At 41.0% G+C, this 17363-nt stretch carries 15 protein-coding genes and 1 tRNA gene; 4 read left to right on the forward strand and 12 right to left on the reverse strand.

Annotated elements, in window-relative coordinates:
• Positions 1-70: 70 nt before the first annotated feature.
• Together JO154_RS07350 and mqo are read right to left on the reverse strand one after the other, a co-directional pair.
• A complete protein-coding gene (locus JO154_RS07350; RefSeq protein WP_291943263.1) occupies positions 71-925 on the reverse strand; it encodes a fumarylacetoacetate hydrolase family protein in 855 nt (284 codons plus the stop codon).
• Positions 894-2438: a malate dehydrogenase (quinone) gene (gene mqo / locus JO154_RS07355; RefSeq protein WP_291943265.1), complete on the reverse strand. Its 1545-nt coding sequence runs from the start codon at positions 2436-2438 to the stop codon at positions 894-896. The genes JO154_RS07350 and mqo overlap by 32 nt, the downstream gene beginning before the upstream one ends.
• 79 nt (positions 2439-2517) lie before the next feature.
• Between mqo and JO154_RS07360 the strand changes: the two genes are divergently transcribed.
• The 3 genes from JO154_RS07360 (at position 2518) to JO154_RS07370 (ending at position 4266) form a co-directional block, all read left to right on the forward strand.
• Positions 2518-3273, forward strand: coding sequence for a carboxypeptidase-like regulatory domain-containing protein (locus JO154_RS07360; RefSeq protein WP_291943267.1), 756 nt, complete (start codon positions 2518-2520; stop codon positions 3271-3273).
• 238 nt (positions 3274-3511) lie between these two features.
• Entirely contained in the window at positions 3512-3946 is a 435-nt protein-coding gene (locus tag JO154_RS07365; RefSeq protein WP_291943269.1) for an SRPBCC domain-containing protein, read from the forward strand.
• A complete protein-coding gene (locus JO154_RS07370) occupies positions 3943-4266 on the forward strand; it encodes a metalloregulator ArsR/SmtB family transcription factor (RefSeq protein WP_291943270.1) in 324 nt (107 codons plus the stop codon). Before JO154_RS07365 ends, JO154_RS07370 begins: the two co-directional genes overlap by 4 nt.
• Positions 4267-4269: 3 nt before the next feature.
• Here JO154_RS07370 and JO154_RS07375 read toward each other — a convergent pair whose 3' ends face one another.
• Positions 4270-5028: a DeoR/GlpR family DNA-binding transcription regulator gene (locus JO154_RS07375; protein ID WP_291943272.1), complete on the reverse strand. Its 759-nt coding sequence runs from the start codon at positions 5026-5028 to the stop codon at positions 4270-4272.
• 53 nt (positions 5029-5081) lie between these two features.
• Here JO154_RS07375 and nudK point away from each other — a divergent pair, with 53 nt between their 5' ends.
• Complete coding sequence (gene nudK, locus JO154_RS07380) at positions 5082-5660, forward strand: GDP-mannose pyrophosphatase NudK (protein WP_291943273.1); 579 nt, start codon at positions 5082-5084, stop codon at positions 5658-5660.
• A 123-nt stretch (positions 5661-5783) separates the two neighbouring features.
• Here the strand turns inward: nudK and JO154_RS07385 are convergent, their stop codons facing one another.
• From JO154_RS07385 to JO154_RS07425, 9 genes are all read right to left on the reverse strand, one after another.
• A complete protein-coding gene (locus JO154_RS07385) occupies positions 5784-6554 on the reverse strand; it encodes a hypothetical protein (RefSeq protein WP_291943275.1) in 771 nt (256 codons plus the stop codon).
• A 34-nt stretch (positions 6555-6588) separates the two neighbouring features.
• A complete protein-coding gene (locus JO154_RS07390; protein ID WP_291943277.1) occupies positions 6589-7104 on the reverse strand; it encodes a hypothetical protein in 516 nt (171 codons plus the stop codon).
• Positions 7101-7454, reverse strand: coding sequence for a hypothetical protein (locus JO154_RS07395; RefSeq protein WP_291943279.1), 354 nt, complete (start codon positions 7452-7454; stop codon positions 7101-7103). Before JO154_RS07395 ends, JO154_RS07390 begins: the two co-directional genes overlap by 4 nt.
• Before the next feature lie 151 nt (positions 7455-7605).
• A complete protein-coding gene (locus tag JO154_RS07400; protein ID WP_291943282.1) occupies positions 7606-8514 on the reverse strand; it encodes a DUF5655 domain-containing protein in 909 nt (302 codons plus the stop codon).
• Positions 8515-8687: 173 nt separating this feature from the next.
• Positions 8688-11738 carry a type I restriction endonuclease gene (locus JO154_RS07405; protein ID WP_291943284.1) on the reverse strand — a complete coding sequence of 1017 codons (3051 nt, stop codon included), beginning with the start codon at positions 11736-11738 and terminating at the stop codon, positions 8688-8690.
• Between the two features lie 2 nt (positions 11739-11740).
• The gene (locus JO154_RS07410) at positions 11741-13093 is read right to left on the reverse strand and encodes a restriction endonuclease subunit S (RefSeq protein ID WP_291943285.1); all 1353 of its coding nucleotides are present in this window, start codon (positions 13091-13093) and stop codon (positions 11741-11743) included.
• Positions 13093-15459, reverse strand: a complete 2367-nt coding sequence (locus tag JO154_RS07415) for a class I SAM-dependent DNA methyltransferase (RefSeq protein ID WP_291943286.1) — start codon at positions 15457-15459, stop codon at positions 13093-13095. Before JO154_RS07415 ends, JO154_RS07410 begins: the two co-directional genes overlap by 1 nt.
• Before the next feature lie 199 nt (positions 15460-15658).
• Positions 15659-15743 (reverse strand) — tRNA-Ser (locus JO154_RS07420).
• 190 nt (positions 15744-15933) lie between these two features.
• The gene (locus JO154_RS07425) at positions 15934-17349 is read right to left on the reverse strand and encodes an efflux transporter outer membrane subunit (RefSeq protein ID WP_291943287.1); all 1416 of its coding nucleotides are present in this window, start codon (positions 17347-17349) and stop codon (positions 15934-15936) included.
• Between the last annotated feature and the right edge of the window lie 14 nt (positions 17350-17363).

A 17363-nucleotide genomic window follows, 5' to 3' on the forward strand; every position in this document is an offset into this window, starting at 1 on the left:
ATAGTATGTACAAAACCGGCGACTGTGGCCTGCGTGTATCCATCCAGGATAGCCGCAGGCCAGTCGTCGTTTAGGGCTTATATTCCTGCATCACCTGTCGGGCAGTACCCAGGCCATCTATACCGTATTCAATGACATCCCCAGGACGTAAAAAGCGCTGGGGCATACGCCCTGTACCGCTTCCCGCCGGCGACCCGGTGGAGATGATATCTCCCGGAAACAATCCAAAAAACTCGCTAATATAAGCTGTCAGATTAGGCACCTTGCATATCAGGTCGGAGGTATGCCCATCCTGCATAATTTCGTCGTTTAATCGCAGCCATATCCGCAACTGGCCAGGATCAGGGATTTCATCTTTTGTCACAAACCACGGCCCCAGTGGTGCAAAGGTGTTGCATCCCTTTCCTTTGTCCCAGGTACCACCGCGCTTTTTCATATAGGCACGTTCGCTGATATCGTTATGTAGAATATATCCTGCGATATAATCCATGGATTCCGCAGTGGTGATATTGGTCCCTTTTTTACCGATCACCACGCCCAATTCTGTTTCCCAATCCGTTTCCAGACTGTCTTTCGGAATGGTAACACCATCAAACGGCCCATTTAAGGCGCTCATGGCTTTCAGGAAAAGAATGGGTTCTGCTTCTGGAATAAATCCTGTTTCCGCAATATGATCTTTGTAATTAAGGCCAACGCAAACGATTTTACCAGGATTAGCCAATGGCACGCCTAGTCGGGCATCGGCAGGAATCTGTTTTAGTTGGTGCTGATCTTTTTTGATAAAAGCGGCCAATCGCTCCAGGCCGCCATTACCGAGAAATTCATTGGTATAATCCTCTCCCAGGGCGGAAGTATCGTAATAGTTGTCATTCAGCATGATTCCCGGTTTTTCCTCACCGGGATTTCCGTATCGAATTAGTTTCATCTACTGTCTTTTTAATCACAGGTTGTTTCCAGTCTAATTTAAGGGTTTTACTGGTCCAATTCCTGATTTTATATAACAGATCTGCGTTGCCTTCTAGGTGAGTGCCATAGGTAGGAATCAGTTCCAGTAGGTCTTCCCGCCAATCGCCCGACATTTTATCCGGAAAACATTTTTCCATCACCGTCAGCATGATAGACACTGCTGTAGATGCACCAGGTGATGCGCCCAGCAATGCTGCCACGGTACCATCCTTACTGGTAACGGTTTCCGTGCCAAAGCGCAGCTCTCCGCCCTTACCTGGACTATTGTAAATTACCTGTACACGTTGCCCCGCCTCCTGTAATATCCAGTCCTTATCATGCACATTAGGATAAAAAATTCTTAATGCATCGATGCGATCCTGGAAGGATAAACGCAGTTGTTGCACGAGGTATTTTTCCAGGTCAAAGTTCTTCAAACCTACTTCCAGCATAGGCAGGATATTCCAATATTTAATGGATTCAAACAAATCCAGGTGGGATCCTTCTTTTAAAAATTTGGTGGAAAATGTAGCAAAAGGGCCGAAAAGAATCGCTTTTTCGCCGTTAATGATCCGTGTATCCAGGTGGGGTACGCTCATGGGAGGTGCGCCTACAGATGCTTGGCCATATACCTTTGCATGATGACGGTTGACCACTTCCGGATTACGACAAACCAGCCATTCACCCCCTACCGGGAATCCGCCATAGGCACGTGCTTCAGGGATATTTGATCCTTGCAGTAATTCCAATGAACCACCTCCGGCGCCGATGAATACAAAATCTGTCGTCACATAAAGGGAATCTCTTACTTTGGCATTTTTGATCCTTGCTTCCCAACGACCGTCTGTCAATTGTTTCAGGTCTTTCACTTCATGTTGCAGATGTAGTTTTACACCTGGTTGTTTTTGCAGGTGATTGATGAGTATGCGTGTCAGTTCTCCATAATTCACATCAGTACCCAATTCCATATAGGTAGCAGCCGCTTTTTCAGACATGTCGCGTCCTTCCATTACCAATGGTATCCAGCTTTTCAGCACATTAGGGTCTTCGGAATATTCCATTCCTTGGTAAAGCTGATACTGTTGTAGAGCGTTAAAACGTTTCTGTAGATAGGCTACATCTGCCGCCCCATGCACAAAGCTCATATGAGGAACACTGCGGATAAAGGCAGCAGGATCAGGAATAATATCTTTCTCCACCAATGTAGACCAGAACTGCTTGGTAGCTTCAAATTCTTCGATGATATGTAAGGCTTTGCTGGTATCGATGGAACCATCTTCCAGTTCAGGAGTATAATTCAGTTCGCAGAGAGCGGAATGTCCGGTACCTGCATTATTCCAGGCATCAGAGCTTTCTCCCGCAACGAGGTCTAGTTTTTCGTAAATATGAATGGACCAGTCCGGGTTCAGATATTTCAGAAAAGTGCCTAGCGTAGCGCTCATAATACCAGCACCGATCAGTAATACATCCGTATGAATTTTCTCCTTTTGCATAAATAACCAGTTTGATAAATGCGTTCGTTTGGAAAATGATGATTGAGTAGGGTTCTATAAATTTAACAAATTGTATGCGATGAATCATTCAAATCAGTTTTTATCTTTCCGCATGCGCCACCTCCTTGTGATTATCCTATTGTGCTGCTCTGCGCTGCCAGCTATCGCCCAGCATCCGCTCAAAGGGAAGATAATGGACGAAGACAGTCTGCCCATGCCTGGTGTCACCATCTTGAATAAAAGAACTAATTCCGGTACTATTACGGATGCTAACGGCTTGTTTACCATCACTGCCCGACCAGGAGATACCCTCTTGATAAAAATGTTGGGGTATCTGCCGTTATTGTACCTATACGATCGTCACCAGGACTGGATCATTCGTTACATGAAAAGAAATATCATAGAACTGAATGCTATCAACATTATCCATTATAATTTTCAACGAGATTCCTTGCGCCTGCGTCAGGAATATGCCCGCGAATTCACGTATCGTCCTCCCCACTGGGATGAGGTCTGGGATGTCAAACACCTGAGACCTTTTGCTGTCAATATCAACAACCTCTTCAAGGCTACGCAGTTTAAAACGATTCATAAGAAGAAGCACTTCCGTAGAGTGCTACTGGCAAAGGAAGAAGAAAATTATATAAACCAACATTTTACTATTGATATGGTGAGTCATGTGGTGCCGCTTAGTGGAGACAGCCTTACCTTGTTTATGCAACGGTATCGTCCTGGGAAGGCGTTTCTGGAAGGCGCTTCCACTTATGATATTTATGTGTATATCAAACAAAGATATCAGGAATTCATCCATGGCACTGCTACTATTCCCAAGTAATGTTCTTCATTGGAAACAATTGTCTCTCACATTTTGTAAATACACTGATACGGTGCTGCCACTGGCTTTTAGGTCTTGTCGGGCTGTAGGGAGACACGCAACCCTCTTCCCAAGCACCTCCCTTTGCCGCGAAGCATAGTGAGGGCCTTCTATCCAGTGCAGATGTCGTCTCCCGAAAAATAATTTTGCGTAACTCAAAAGTTACGTATAATTTTAAGTAACCTAAAAGTTACATATCATGCAAAACAGTATTCAGCACAGCTACTTTTATGAGCAGCCCCTAGCGGCAGTATGGGCCTATCTTACGGAATCTGAATTGATAGCTCAATGGTTGATGCCGAATGATTTTCTGGCGGAGGTAGGTCATGAATTTAATTTCCATACCAGGCCCATGCCTAATTTCGGTTTCGACGGCACTATTTACTGTAAGGTGTTAGAGATTGACCCCATGAAAAAGTTGGTATATAGTTGGCAAGGCGGTCCTGAGCCGGGAGTGATCAACTTGGACACCGTGGTAGAATGGCAGTTACAGGAGAAAGACAATGGTACAGAATTATCGTTAGTGCACAGTGGGTTTACCGCTGATCAGGCCATGATCTTCGGTATCATGAGTGAAGGTTGGTTGAAAAATATCACCAAAATTGCAGACTTGTTAAACGCACTAGCGTCATGACAACAGCGCAAATAGATATCTTCCAGACCCTCGCAGATCCGAGTCGCAGGGAAATGTTGCACTTACTGTCCAAGGAGAGTTTAACCATCAATGCCTTAGCCCAGAATTTTGAGATGAGTCGCCCTGCCGTATCCAAGCATGTGAAGATTCTGCAACAGGCAGGATTTATCACTATTCGGGATATCGGCAGGGAAAGATATTGTTTACTCAGCCAGGATGGGTTTACCAGGTTGCAGGAATGGATCAGTTATTTTGATAAATTCTGGAGTAATAAACTGAAGAAGCTGGAAACGGTGCTCAACAACAAAGCCAATGCATAAGTATCAAGAATAGATTTTCAGTGATTTCTTTTTCAATGCAGTGGCTTGTGCACTAGAAAGTTCCTGATCAGTTACCAAGGCCGTGATAGCTGAAAGTGGTGCAAATTTCAGGTAGCTATCTTTTTCGATTTTAGTAGCATCACATAAGAGGTATACCGTATCTGCATTGGCTATCATCGCCTTGCTAATGCCGGCTTCCGTTTCGCTGAAGGCAGTCAGGCCATTTTTCGTAGACAGTCCGTCTGCGCCAATAAACGCTTTGGCCGCATGGTAGCTTTCAATGTGCATTATAGCCCTATCTCCGTGTATAGCTTTACGTTGTTTATCTATTTCTCCTCCAATCAGGTTCACATGGATGCCGTCTGCCTCCATAAAGGCGGCGGCAACGGGCAAAGAGTTCGTAATGATACGTAGTGGACTGATATGTTTCAGATGAGGGCACATAGTAAAAACCGTGCTGCCGCAGTCCATAAAGATAGTATCACCGGGCTTAACCAGGGTAGCCGCCAGTTTACCTATCTGTTTCTTTCGGGCAACTGCCACTGTCTCTTTATCTGCGAATGCCGTAAATGGACTCTTAGGTGGCGCTTTCATGGCGCCTCCATGGGTTCGGATGAGCAGTTCCTCCTCCGCCAGTTGCTGTAGGTCTCTACGGATGGTAATCGCTGAAATCCCCAATGCATCTGCGATTTCCTGCACTTCCATGCTCTCTTGCTTATCGAGTAGTTTTAAAATTTGCCTTTTTCTTTCCAGGAATCCCATTTCTGATTATATTTGATCAAAATTATCATTTTTGATCAAATATAATCATTTTTATGCAACCGGAAGTTAAAATCATGTCAACGGAAATCCTCTCGAACAACTGGTATACCCTTAAAAAAGTGACCTATGAGTACAAGCGCAGGAATGGCTCCTGGCAAACGCAATCCCGCGAAGCGTACGACAGAGGGAACGGTGCGGTCATATTGCTGTACAACACCACCAGCAACACCGTGATACTCACCCGTCAATTTCGCCTCCCCTCCTATATCAATGGTAACAGCAGCGGCATGCTCATAGAAGCCTGCGCCGGCCTTCTGGATGAAAACAATCCGGAAGAATGTATTCGTAGAGAAGCAGAAGAAGAAACAGGCTATCGTATCAAAGATGTAAAGAAAGTTTTTGAAGTGTATATGTCGCCCGGCTCCGTAACAGAAATGCTCCACTTCTTCGTAGCTGCCTATGACCATCAGATGAAAATCAATAACGGCGGGGGATTAGAGCAAGAACAGGAGGAGATTGAAGTGATGGAGGTGCCGATTGATAGAGCGCTGGAGATGGTGGAGAGTGGGGAGATTAAGGATGGAAAGACGATTATGTTGTTGCAGTGGGTGAGGTTGAAGGGGGTGATGTAATTATCAATATTGGAGAAAGTTCGGTTATCATCTGTCAACCGGCTATAGCCAGTTGACAGATAACATTTCTCTATTATCAGTAAGTAGATATTTTAACATCACAGGAACTAGTCTTGCTGTTCATCATGGCTGATCTCGGGTAACTTTTTTGCTGCGAAGCATCGTTCGGATAACTTGCACTGCCTGGTCTGCACCTGAGGGCGGTAGTTTGCCACCTACATTATCGGCAATGCTATACGGGTTGACCACTACCTCTATTTTATCACCACTGGAAACAGATAAGCGGAATTTTTGCGCCTTAATAAGGCGTCTTCCTTCCTGTAAGGTATAAGAGGCTGAATATTCCTCTGTAGATACTGATACTACATCCTGATAATGGTATTCATGCGTTCTATCATTCAGGTGAGTTTTTCTGATGAAGTTATAATCACAGATATAAGAAGCTAGTAGGTGATCCGCCAGTAAAAAAATAGTCACCCTGTAAACACCAAATCGCAATACTTTGTCTTTTCCTTTATGAAATACAACTTCACGGTCTGGTATACCGTATACAGGCCAGTAAACAGGGGCAAAGATTACCAACGGTTCCTTGATAATCTGTTCCTTTTCAAGCCCCAGTTTTGCATATGCGGCAGCAACTAAGTTGTCCAAGTCTTCCTGGAACCAGCCATCAACTGTTTCATCTGAGGGAGCTGTACGGATTCTGTAAATTGCAAAGCCTATCCAGGCCAATCCTATGAGGGTAGCTATCCATCCCAGTTCTGAAAATCCTTTTGTTTGTGATGAATTATAATTGATCACCAAAAGCCCTAGTGCCAATATGATTATTGGAGCCTTCAAATTGGGTCTGAAGAAGTATTTTCTCAACTCATCACTTCTATAGTTTTTATCCATAAGGTCAGATCTTTTAAGGTCGATATACAGGTTATTATAGTCTTTGAAGGAGTATAGCAATCACTTCAGAATTTGCCGCATTGGTATGCTGTAATAGTTCTTTGCATTTCGGTTTGTCAACTGGGCATCTAGCGGCTTGGTTTATTAGCTTTTGGATGTCCCCAATATCTGCAGTGAAGCCATTACCAAGATAGAAATCATGTTTAACCAATGCACGCAAGTAATAATAGTGAGCCTGAGTTGAATTTAGAGTGATGGCAGTAGCGAGATCGGGATCAATTCTATCCGCAATGGATTTGGTAGCGAATTTAGGACGCTTCCCATTCAGGTTTGCCAGCGCGCGATAGTAGAAAGCATCTGCAATGGAATCATCAGCTTGCAATATGGTATCCAGCAATTTTAAGGCATCCGCATATCGGCTTTGTTGCACACTTTTTATGGCTTTTTCAACCAGGGAGGTAACATCAGGCGTGGCATATACATGAAAAATCATATTACCGACATTCATCTGTGTATTTACCTTCTGATCCTGTTGATGAAAAGTGGTCATAAAAACAGCCCTCCTATTGCCCGTATCAGATGTGTGATACCTTGCACTAACCCTTCCGCCGCGGTGACACCCGTGAGTATTTCTTTTGCTTTTACAAGATAAGTTACCAAAGTAGCTTTGTGTACAGTGGGCAAACCAGCCTCTCGTTCAGCATGGGTAAGTGCCTCTTTTGCATCGGCGCCAACAGTAGCATCTATCCTATTTTCAGCAGTAAGCTGCTCCAATACAGCAGTCAATTGCTGCAAATGTGTTATCAGTTCCGCTGTATTTTGAATATTACCTATGTGGATATCTCCCCCTGCATTATATTGGGTATTAACGTGCTGTCCTTGCTGGTTAAAGGTTGTCATATATGTGCTTTTGAAGATTTTCAGGATTTACGCTACAAACATGATTAACAAGCAACAATCTGGTGTATCAAGATTAAACTGAAGTTAACAAATATTACCCAGGTTAGGAAATGTAAATTTTGATTTCCTTATTCTAAATCCATCTAGTTATTTATAAAATAGCTTGTTTTATCAGGCTCATAATATATTCTAATTTAGTAGTATCCCTTACAATTATTTCATAATCACCATTACCATTATGACCTTTTAAGGCAGAGACATCTCGCATGATGTTTAGCGAATCATTTAATTGACCTTTCCGGAGGTTAATCCAAAGCTTAAGAGAGCTGGCCTGAATTTCAATATCTACAATATTGCTTTTAATCTTAAAAGCAATATATGTTTTCTTGGGTACCACTTCTATATTATCCGATAAATTGAGGATGGCATTCTTAAATGATTCATATAGTTCTTTAACCTCATCAGATTTACCATTTGTATGATCTTCCTCTGTATATACCTTAATTTCCCTTGTTACCTGTTGCAAAGCTTCACTTTGTGTGGCTATTTGCTTAATGCTTGGTGCCGCTGCTGATTTTTTTATGCTATTAATAATTACAGCACCATTATCATACTTTTTAATCTCCCATAACTCAATTGCTAAGTCTCGGAAATTTGTAGCTTGTTTTTGATTATCCGTAAATGATGTAGATACGAATATCACCCTTGTTTGGCTCCAATCAACATCGTCGCGTTTTAAGCTTTTCTTCAAGTTTTCATTGTACTCGATTATAAAATCAGCCTTATAGTCAAGCATTAAATTAAGGTATGAAACACCCTGATCTACTACACTATGATTCTTATCTCTTTTATACTCAATAATTGCGAAAGCATTGGCATCTGCATCAAATGCCAGCGTATCAATACGCTTATTTTTAATAACACATTCACTTTTTACCAATTGCAAACCCATGATAATAGCCAAGTTGTCTTCAAATAGGGTTTGGATTTCTTTTTCCAATTTAAAAGCATTCTCTTTAGCTATTTGCAATAGATTACCTTGTTTTGAATATAGTATCATATTTTCAAAAATTTGATAAGATGTATTAGTTTCGAGCTGATATGATATTCAGGTTAAAAACATCAAACAATAAAATCTACTGGTTATGCAGCTTGCTACAAGTCCTAAGCTGACCAAAAGTTGAGTTTTTCTGTAGTTATCTCAACAATTACTTGTAAACCAGTAATTGGGAATTATATATTGAGTATTCGTTTCAGGGTATCTTGCATTGCCAATTTAAATGCTTCATCATTTGAAATCAGTCGGTATAGATCCAGTTCAGATTTCTTCTGTTTATGCATTACTTCTCCAAAAATTTTATCGAAAGCAAGATTTCTATTCTGCTTATCTGGGTTATCAGCATAATTCTTTTTAAAATCTGGGTGAGCTTTAATGCTTTCAGCAAGGTGAACAAACTTCACCCGCTGCTCTTCCTGTGTTGCCTCCCAACCTTGGAACCACCTTTGATTAAAGTTAAGGATAATTACATCTAATGGATCTTTATCATGATCATTTCCAAATGCGCCCCGTGGATTTGAATTTTGAGGGTCTAACTCTGTTTCTGTTGCATCCAAACCAATATTTTCATTTAACTTGATACGCTCCAGACCATAGGTAGATAAATCTACCGTATTCAATATCTCATCCAACTTATCCAGTGAAGGGTCTGTAATAATCAACTTAGGAATCAGGAATTTTAAGAACCAGAATAGTTTTTCCCACTTTACTACCTCATAAGGCAATATGGAAGCCATCTGCCCGTAAATCTTTACAAATTGTTTGGCTTTAATTTTAAAATCCGCCTTCTGTTGATCATCCAGGTCTAGTTGGTTATTAAAGCGATCCGCAGGAACATCAATAATAGGGTTTAACAATTGCTCATTCCCTTTTTTGAAGTATTTCTCATTAAACAGTTCTACTTCTAACCACTCGTACACTCCTACATCATCCAGGTGAGCTTTTAAATCATGGAGCACATTCACATCAGTTGCCTTACTGAGCGTGGTTGCTGTATAGAAGGGATCAAATGCTGCTTTTATATCTTCAGTCGAATTGAAAAAATCAAGTATAAAGAGGTCTTCGGTTCGTTTACCTAGTTTATTCGCACTTCTGTTTAATCTTGACAAAGCTTGCACGGCAAGTACTCCTTGCAATTTCTTATCTACGTACATCGCAGTCAATTTCGGCTGATCAAAACCAGTGAGATATTTATTGGCCACTACTAGCAATCTATATGCATCTTCAGCAAATTTATCACGAGTGTCCTTTTCGGGAAAACCATTGAGACTATCCTCCGTATGCTCTACTCCATCTACTATTTTCTTACCAGAGAATGCGATTGCAATTTTAAAAGGGTTTCCTTTTTCTTTTAACAAAGCCTTCAGCGCAAAATAATAATGAATGGCTGATTCAATTCGCTGCGAAACCACCATTCCCTTAGCTTTACCTTTTAATTTCTTGGTATTAACAACATGTGTAAGGAAATGATCTAACATAATTTCAGCCTTTACTGCAATAGTTTGGCGGTGCCCTTCCACATAGGCTTTTAATTTTTTCTGTGCCTTGACGCTATCAAACATCGGATTTTCGGCAATCGACTTTTCTATTTCATAATAGCTCCGATAAGTAGTATAATTGGCCAGCACATCTAAAATGAACCCTTCCTCAATTGCTTGTTTCATGCTATAAAGATGAAAAGGTTTGTATTTGCCATCTTCTTGTTTTTGACCAAATTTCTCCAGGGTTTCTTTTTTGGGAGTGGCAGTAAAAGCAAAGTAAGATGCATTCCCTCTCATCTTCCTGGCTTGCATAGCCGCCAGAATTTTGTCCTGTGGATCTTCCTCATCCTCTTCTGCACCATTTCCGCCTCCCATTGCTTTATTCATACTATCTGAAGCAGTACCACTTTGAGAACTATGCGCCTCATCAATAATTACAGCAAAACGTTTCTCACTCATATCAGCCATCCCATCAAGGATAAATGGAAATTTTTGAATGGTGGTTATTATGATACGCTTCCCTGATTCCAAGCTTGATTTTAGCTCTTTTGAAGTGTATGCCGGTGCTACAATATTTTTAACTTCTGAAAACTCTTTGATATTCTCGCGAAGTTGCTTATCTAATAATCTTCGGTCCGTAACAACGATTACAGAATCAAACAATGGATTAGAAATACCTCTAGCTCCAGGCACTTGCTCATTTTCAGGGTAGATTTCAATCAATTGGTAGGCCGTCCAGGTAATGGAGTTTGATTTACCGGATCCCGCCGAATGCTGTATTAAATAAGATTGACCAACACCTTTCCTTCCTGCATCTGCTACCAATCTACGAACCACATCCAATTGATGGTAACGAGGAAAGAATAAATTCTTCTTGCTTAAAGGGTCTGTATCTTTTCCATCAAAACGAACAAAATGCTGGATAATATTGGCAAGTGACAGCTTCGTAAACACTTCCTGCCATATATAGGCTGTTTTGTGCCCGAAGGGGTTTGGAGGATTTCCTTTTCCGAAATTGTGCCCAAGATTAAATGGCAAGAAAAAAGTATTTGCACCATCCAATTTGGTAGTCATATATGCCTCGTCTGTATCCAGCGTAAAATGCACGATACAGCGCCCAAAATTCAATAACGGCTGATTAACATCCCTTTTGAATTTATATTGCTCCTGTCCATGTACCTTTGCATTTTGTCCAGTCCATGGATTCTTCAATTCCATCGTCACAATTGGTAATCCATTAATGAAGATGACCATATCAATTTCTTCCCCTGGATTAGCAAGGGAGTACCTAAGTTGCCTAGTGACACTGAATCGGTTCTTTTCGAAATTATCTTTTACCTTTTGGCTGCTACTAGCAACAGGAGGTACAAAAAACAATGTAAAATGGGCATCATCCACCTCTAGCCCCTTTCGCAACAAACGAAGAATACCATATTTCTTAATCATGCGATCTAGTCGTTCCAATATTTTCAACTTCCAGTCGCTTTGCTTTTTCAGTTTGGTCAATTCATCTTCCTGTGTGGATTCAAGGAAATCCCAGAACTTCACTTCATCAATTGCATACTTGATATTAAAGTCTGCAGGAAATCCTATTTGATATCCATTACCTCCACTATAGACCGCTTCTCGTTCGTCGAATTGCGAATCATTTACTTTTACCTTACCATGGAGCTCCTCCAGGCAAGAGCCAGTAAGGCCTTTTTCAATCGTGGATTCTAGGGCTTGTTCATTGGTTTCACTAGGCATAATTAACAAACTTTTATTTTACCGGTAACAGCGGCGTTGATTAGGGTGGATTTGTATTCTTTTAGTTTGGTGATTTCTTGTTGTTTTTTGGATATTAGGGCAATATGATTCCTGGAATGGAGCTCTAAATATTCAGCTATTTCTTTTTGTTCTGCCAAGGGAGGTAATAATACTTTTAATTGTTTTAATAGCTCCTGGCTTAGTGAAGCACGTATTACAAGATTCATTTCCCTTACAAAAAAAGGTCTGTGCGTTCTGCTACTAAAATAGTATTTGGAATATAGTTTATGTAATTTGTTCGTAAATGGTCTGAAACGAATTAAAAAACCCGAAAAAGTCGCATTTTCAATCGTTTTGACACATGTTGATGCAAAGCCAATTTCTTCAATCGTCTCAGATGTTCTAGTAAAAAATATATCCCCTTCAATTACTGAATACAATCTTCTATCATCAGAACTTGAATTTGCCAAACCATTCACATCGCTTGGAAGCTCTATTCCATTATACACATCTCCATAACTAACAAATGGGTAGCCTGAACCAAAGTATTCTCCACCTTTACTTATTCCATTCTGCGTATTACCCAAAAATCTTAAGGGCATTACCTCCCAATGTTCCGGAATCTCACCAATCCACTCTACACCACTATCCTTCATCTTGACACCAGAATTTAGGCCCTGTGTAACAGTTTTGTGTATAAGAATTTGCTGTCTTTCTTTGAGTAAGTTAATTTGTTCAGTCTTCTGTGCAATAGTTTTATCAATTAATGCAATTTTTTGATTAAGAAAAGTAGCTATACTTTTTTGTTCTTCAATTGGAGGCAAGATTGTTTTAAAATCTCTTAGAGCAGAGATTGACACTCCTCCAATAAGTCCGATCATAGCCGAATTGAATTGATGTTGAAAGACAATTGACTTAACAAAATAAAAATAATATCTTGAATCTGATTTAGCTTCTGTTACAAAACAGGCCAATTTATTAACAAAGCAAACTGTTTGGTTCAGATATCCAACCTTCTTACCAGCACTTCCTCCTTCAATACATAATAAAAAGCTATTCGCGGGAGCTTTTTTATATTTCTTCTCCTCATGCGGTATCCTCAAACCATTATTATAATTAATGGTTGAGTCACTCAAGTCAATATCCTTCGTTGAGATATAAGGAATATCTGATTCAATATTCCTCTCGTAATAAGACTTCTCTTTTTCATTTAAACTATCTCCATTAAATATCTTATTGGTAAACTTAAATCTCACCAGGTCCCAATGTGCTGGTATTTTCCCAATCCATTCCACCCCCGAATCCTTATATGCCGAATACTTCTCTATTCCCACAGTTTCTACCATTTCTTCCATTATGCAAGGTTTAAGATTTCCTGAATTAAGCCATCACTTTCTCTTTCAAGCTGTAGTATCTCTTCTGTCACTTCCTCCAAACTCCTCAATGGTTTATGTCGATAGAAATATTTATTAAAGCTAATTTCATAACCAATTTTGGTTGCCTCCAAATTTATCCATGCCTCCGATACATGCGGCTGTACTTCCTGTAAGAAATACGAATAGATATTCTCTTTCAACGGCACATTTTCGTAATCACGAAGATCACTCTCGGTTTCATATTCCAGATATTCATTTTTATTTCCAGTTGGGTAATACCCAAAATCGGCCAGTTGCTCTTCTTTACAATGTAGATAAACCAACATATCTTGTAACTCACCAGCAGTATACTTAGTAATAGATTTAATCACTTTTGCCGCATCGGCGTCATACCAACTTACTGCATTGAGAATGGCATTTTTCTCCGAGGTAGATAGTTTAATCTTTTCTGCTTTAAGTACTGTATCTACTTGCTCACGAAAAACATTAAAATCATTTACCTCTTCAGTTCCAATGATGCCCATCAAATTTTTAGCGGTTTTCAACAGGCCCAACTGTTTCTGCCAGGTCTCAGCACTACAAAGTGCTTTACGCTGCTTGGCATTGAGGTTGAGCTCCTGCTTCTCACACCAGTCTAATATAGCCTTTTCATGTTTTTTGAGATCTGTATAAACTTCCTCTCCGAACTGCTCATATGCCCATTCCATTGGCTCTCTTATACTTTTTTCAAAGCGTAAAGTAGCAAGTCGCTCTTCAGTAAATTGTGCTTTTAATCGCTTAGGACGCTCTATGGTAACTTTATAATAGCCAAGATCGCTGTTATCAAATACTTTGGAGGCAATACCCTCTTCCTCCTGTGTATCTGAGTTAATACGCCTTTCTACTACCTCCATATTCCTATACACGCGAGAAATCTCTGTGATATCTTCAGGTGCAAACTCACAGTTTTTGGCGCCTAGGTTTTTACGCAGTTTCCGATACATCAGACCAGCATCTATCAATTGCACTTTACCTTTACGATGCGCCGCCTTGTTATTACTCAACAACCATATGTAAGTTGTAATACCAGTGTTGTAAAAAAGGTTATTGGGCATTTGAACAATGGCCTCTAACCAATCATTTTCTATGATATACCGACGAATATTACTTTCTCCACCACCTGCATCTCCAGTAAATAAACTACTACCGTTATGTACAGAAGCAATTCGACTACCTTGAGGACTTTGACTTAGTGGCTTCATTTTACTAACCATTTCCATCAGGAACAGCAATTGCCCATCAGATGAACGCGGTGTCGCATCCACTTTCTCTTCATTTCCCCAATAGTCTTTTAATACCACCTCAAAACGGTCATCAATTAATTCTTTACCATTCTTGATATTTTTCAAATCACTTGCCCACGATTTACCATATGGGGGATTACTCAACATAAAGTTGAAATTCGTACCCTTAAACTCATCTGTGGATAAAGTGGAACCTACACGGATATTCGCCGGATTGTTACCTTTAATCATCATATCCGACTTACAGATCGCATAAGTCTCATCATTAATTTCCTTACCATATAAATGCACATCACTCGTCGCACGAATGGCACCATCCTCATCCTTAATAAAGTTCTGTGACTCTGTCAACATACCACCACTACCACAGGCAGGATCATAAATTGTAATTACAGGAGGCAGATCATCCTTTACAGGATCAAATACTAAATGCGTCATTAACTCGATAACTTCCCTCGGCGTAAAGTGTTCTCCTGCTTCTTCATTATTCTCTTCATTGAATTTACGAATAAGCTCTTCAAACACATAACCCATGCCCAAGTTAGTTAGTGGAGGAAGCTTCCGCCCTTCTGGATCTTCCTTTTCAAAAGGGGTAAGATTAATATAGGGAGATGTAAACTTCTCTAGTACACTCAAAAGTACATCCTTGGAGGCCATATGATTTACTTGGCTCTTCAGATGAAATTTTTCTATAATTTCTTTTACATTCTGACTAAAACCATTGAGATAGTCCTCTACATTCGCTTGTAATATCTGTTGACTATTGGTAGCTGTCGTAAACAATCGCTGTAAGGTCCAATTGCTAATGTTATAAAATACATAACCAGAGGCGGCACAGAGGCCATTATCATCCAGTTCTGTAAGATCAGCTTCTTCCCGTTGAAATCTCAACTCTTCCATCACTGCATCCTTTGTGTATTCTAACAAAGCATCCAGGCGGCGTAAAACAACCATCGGGAGGATTACATCCCGATATTTACCCCTTACATATACATCACGAAGGCAATCATCTGCAATAGACCAGATAAAGGAAACAAGTTTATTATGTACGGCTGTATTCATAATTAAGATGGTACGCTACTTTAATGCGGTGGTTTAATTGAAGGATATTATATCAAGTTGATAATTCTCAAATAATTTAGACAATCTAACTGAAAGATCCTATGTTTTTTAGTTTTTACCAAGTGTCATTGGGGCAAAATAAAAAAACGCGCAAATCCTAAAATTTGCGCGTTTCAGTTCAGTAAGATATTATTCTTTGCGGAGAGTCAGGGATTCGAACCCCGGGACCTGTTACAGTCAACAGTTTTCAAGACTGCCGCAATCGACCGCTCTGCCAACTCTCCAGTGGAGCGCAAAGGTATAAAACGATTTTAAATTTCCAAAATAAATTTAAAATTTCTTTTACTTCCGCTCCTGGCTTACGTTTAACGAAGAATGTACGAACCAGGCCGTTTATTATTCCTGTCTGTTGGCCATGGTTTCATAGATATTGCTGATTCATCCCTCTTTACCTGGCTCGTACTTTCTATATCTTTATTTCCAGCCACCTCCGAGAGACCTGTACAGATCTACCATCGCGGAAAGGCGTTCTCTATCAATGTTTGCTTGGTTTAGCTCTGATTCCAGCGACCTGCCCTGAGCAGTAATGACCTCCAAATAGGTGGCCATGCCACTTTTGAACAGTAGTTGCGCCTGCTGGATAGCTAATTGGGAGGTGGCGACCTGCTTACCGGCAAGCTCCTGGCGGGTTTTCAGCTTATCCAGTTTTACCAGGGCGTCACTTACTTCTCCAATCGCATATAATGCCGACTGCCTAAACTGTATCACGGCTTCCTCTCTCGCTATACGGGCCACTTCCAATTGCGTTTTTAGCGCTCTTTTCTGGAATATAGGCTGCGCAATGCTTCCTGCTGCCAATCCAAATAAAGAGGCCGGAATATTAAACCAATTGCTCGCTTTGAAGGAATTCAGTCCACCGCTGGCGGTGATGTTTAAGGATGGATACATGCTGGCCTGGGCCACTCCTACTTTCGCATTGGCGGCAACCAATCCCATTTCGCTAGCGCGAACATCCGGACGGCGACTCACCATTTCTGCAGGAATACCTGTCGGCAGGTTATCACTTACTACAAAATCATGCAGTCGCGCAGTACGTGTAACCGGTCCCGGTAATTCACCAGTGAGGATTTGAAGGGCATTCTCCTGGATGGCAATCCCCTGCTCTAACTGAGGCACTAGCAATTGCGCTGCCTGCTGCTGGGTGATGGCCTGCTGAATTGCCAGTTCGGTCACTTCCCCTGCGGCTTTCTGTAAACGCATTACTTGCACAATGGTATCACTCAAGGCTACGTTCTTACGAGCAATCTCCAACTGGTTGTCCAGCATGAGGAGATTATAGTAACTATTGGCTACTGCAGATACAATGGAGGTTTGCACGGCATGTGCCCCTTCATAGGACTGCAGATAGGTAGCCAACGCTGCCTCTTTTTGCCGACGTATCTTACCCCAAATATCAATCTCCCATGCCATACTGATGGAGGCATTGTAGTCTTCGATATGGTCGCCCATACCAAATTGACTCATATTCATGCCATTCAGACTGTTTTTACTAGGGAAAGTGGTACCTGCGCTTATCTGACCATTAAATCCTGGTAACCAGGCTAATTTGGCCTGTTTCAGGTATTGCTGAGCCGCATCGGCACGCTTAACAGCCAACTGCAAATCTAGGTTGCCAGTAATGGCTTTATCGATCAGTTGCTGTAAAGTAGGGTCTGTAAAAAATTTTCTCCATTCCATCGCTGCAATACTACTGTCCGATGGGGCAGCATTGTTGAATTGAGTGGGCAGCGCCATCGGGGGTCGCTCATAATTACGACCAACCCGACAAGCTGCAAGCCCTACAACTAAAGACAACACAATGAAATAAGTTGTATGATATCTTCTTTTCATTTTTCTATTCTTTC

Source organism: Chitinophaga sp., from assembly GCF_019236475.1.
In the GTDB taxonomy this organism is placed as follows: domain Bacteria; phylum Bacteroidota; class Bacteroidia; order Chitinophagales; family Chitinophagaceae; genus Chitinophaga.

What these genes read in the sequence shown, in the direction of transcription:
- JO154_RS07350 (WP_291943263.1), bottom strand. Translation starts at nt 925, where the DNA reads ATGAAACTAATTCGATACGGAAATCCCGGTGAGGAAAAACCGGGAATC.
- mqo (WP_291943265.1), bottom strand. Translation starts at nt 2,438, where the DNA reads ATGCAAAAGGAGAAAATTCATACGGATGTATTACTGATCGGTGCTGGT.
- JO154_RS07360 (WP_291943267.1), top strand. Translation starts at nt 2,518, where the DNA reads ATGAATCATTCAAATCAGTTTTTATCTTTCCGCATGCGCCACCTCCTT.
- JO154_RS07365 (WP_291943269.1), top strand. Translation starts at nt 3,512, where the DNA reads ATGCAAAACAGTATTCAGCACAGCTACTTTTATGAGCAGCCCCTAGCG.
- JO154_RS07370 (WP_291943270.1), top strand. Translation starts at nt 3,943, where the DNA reads ATGACAACAGCGCAAATAGATATCTTCCAGACCCTCGCAGATCCGAGT.
- JO154_RS07375 (WP_291943272.1), bottom strand. Translation starts at nt 5,028, where the DNA reads ATGGGATTCCTGGAAAGAAAAAGGCAAATTTTAAAACTACTCGATAAG.
- nudK (WP_291943273.1), top strand. Translation starts at nt 5,082, where the DNA reads ATGCAACCGGAAGTTAAAATCATGTCAACGGAAATCCTCTCGAACAAC.
- JO154_RS07385 (WP_291943275.1), bottom strand. Translation starts at nt 6,554, where the DNA reads ATGGATAAAAACTATAGAAGTGATGAGTTGAGAAAATACTTCTTCAGA.
- JO154_RS07390 (WP_291943277.1), bottom strand. Translation starts at nt 7,104, where the DNA reads ATGACCACTTTTCATCAACAGGATCAGAAGGTAAATACACAGATGAAT.
- JO154_RS07395 (WP_291943279.1), bottom strand. Translation starts at nt 7,454, where the DNA reads ATGACAACCTTTAACCAGCAAGGACAGCACGTTAATACCCAATATAAT.
- JO154_RS07400 (WP_291943282.1), bottom strand. Translation starts at nt 8,514, where the DNA reads ATGATACTATATTCAAAACAAGGTAATCTATTGCAAATAGCTAAAGAG.
- JO154_RS07405 (WP_291943284.1), bottom strand. Translation starts at nt 11,738, where the DNA reads ATGCCTAGTGAAACCAATGAACAAGCCCTAGAATCCACGATTGAAAAA.
- JO154_RS07410 (WP_291943285.1), bottom strand. Translation starts at nt 13,093, where the DNA reads ATGGAAGAAATGGTAGAAACTGTGGGAATAGAGAAGTATTCGGCATAT.
- JO154_RS07415 (WP_291943286.1), bottom strand. Translation starts at nt 15,459, where the DNA reads ATGAATACAGCCGTACATAATAAACTTGTTTCCTTTATCTGGTCTATT.
- JO154_RS07425 (WP_291943287.1), bottom strand. Translation starts at nt 17,349, where the DNA reads ATGAAAAGAAGATATCATACAACTTATTTCATTGTGTTGTCTTTAGTT.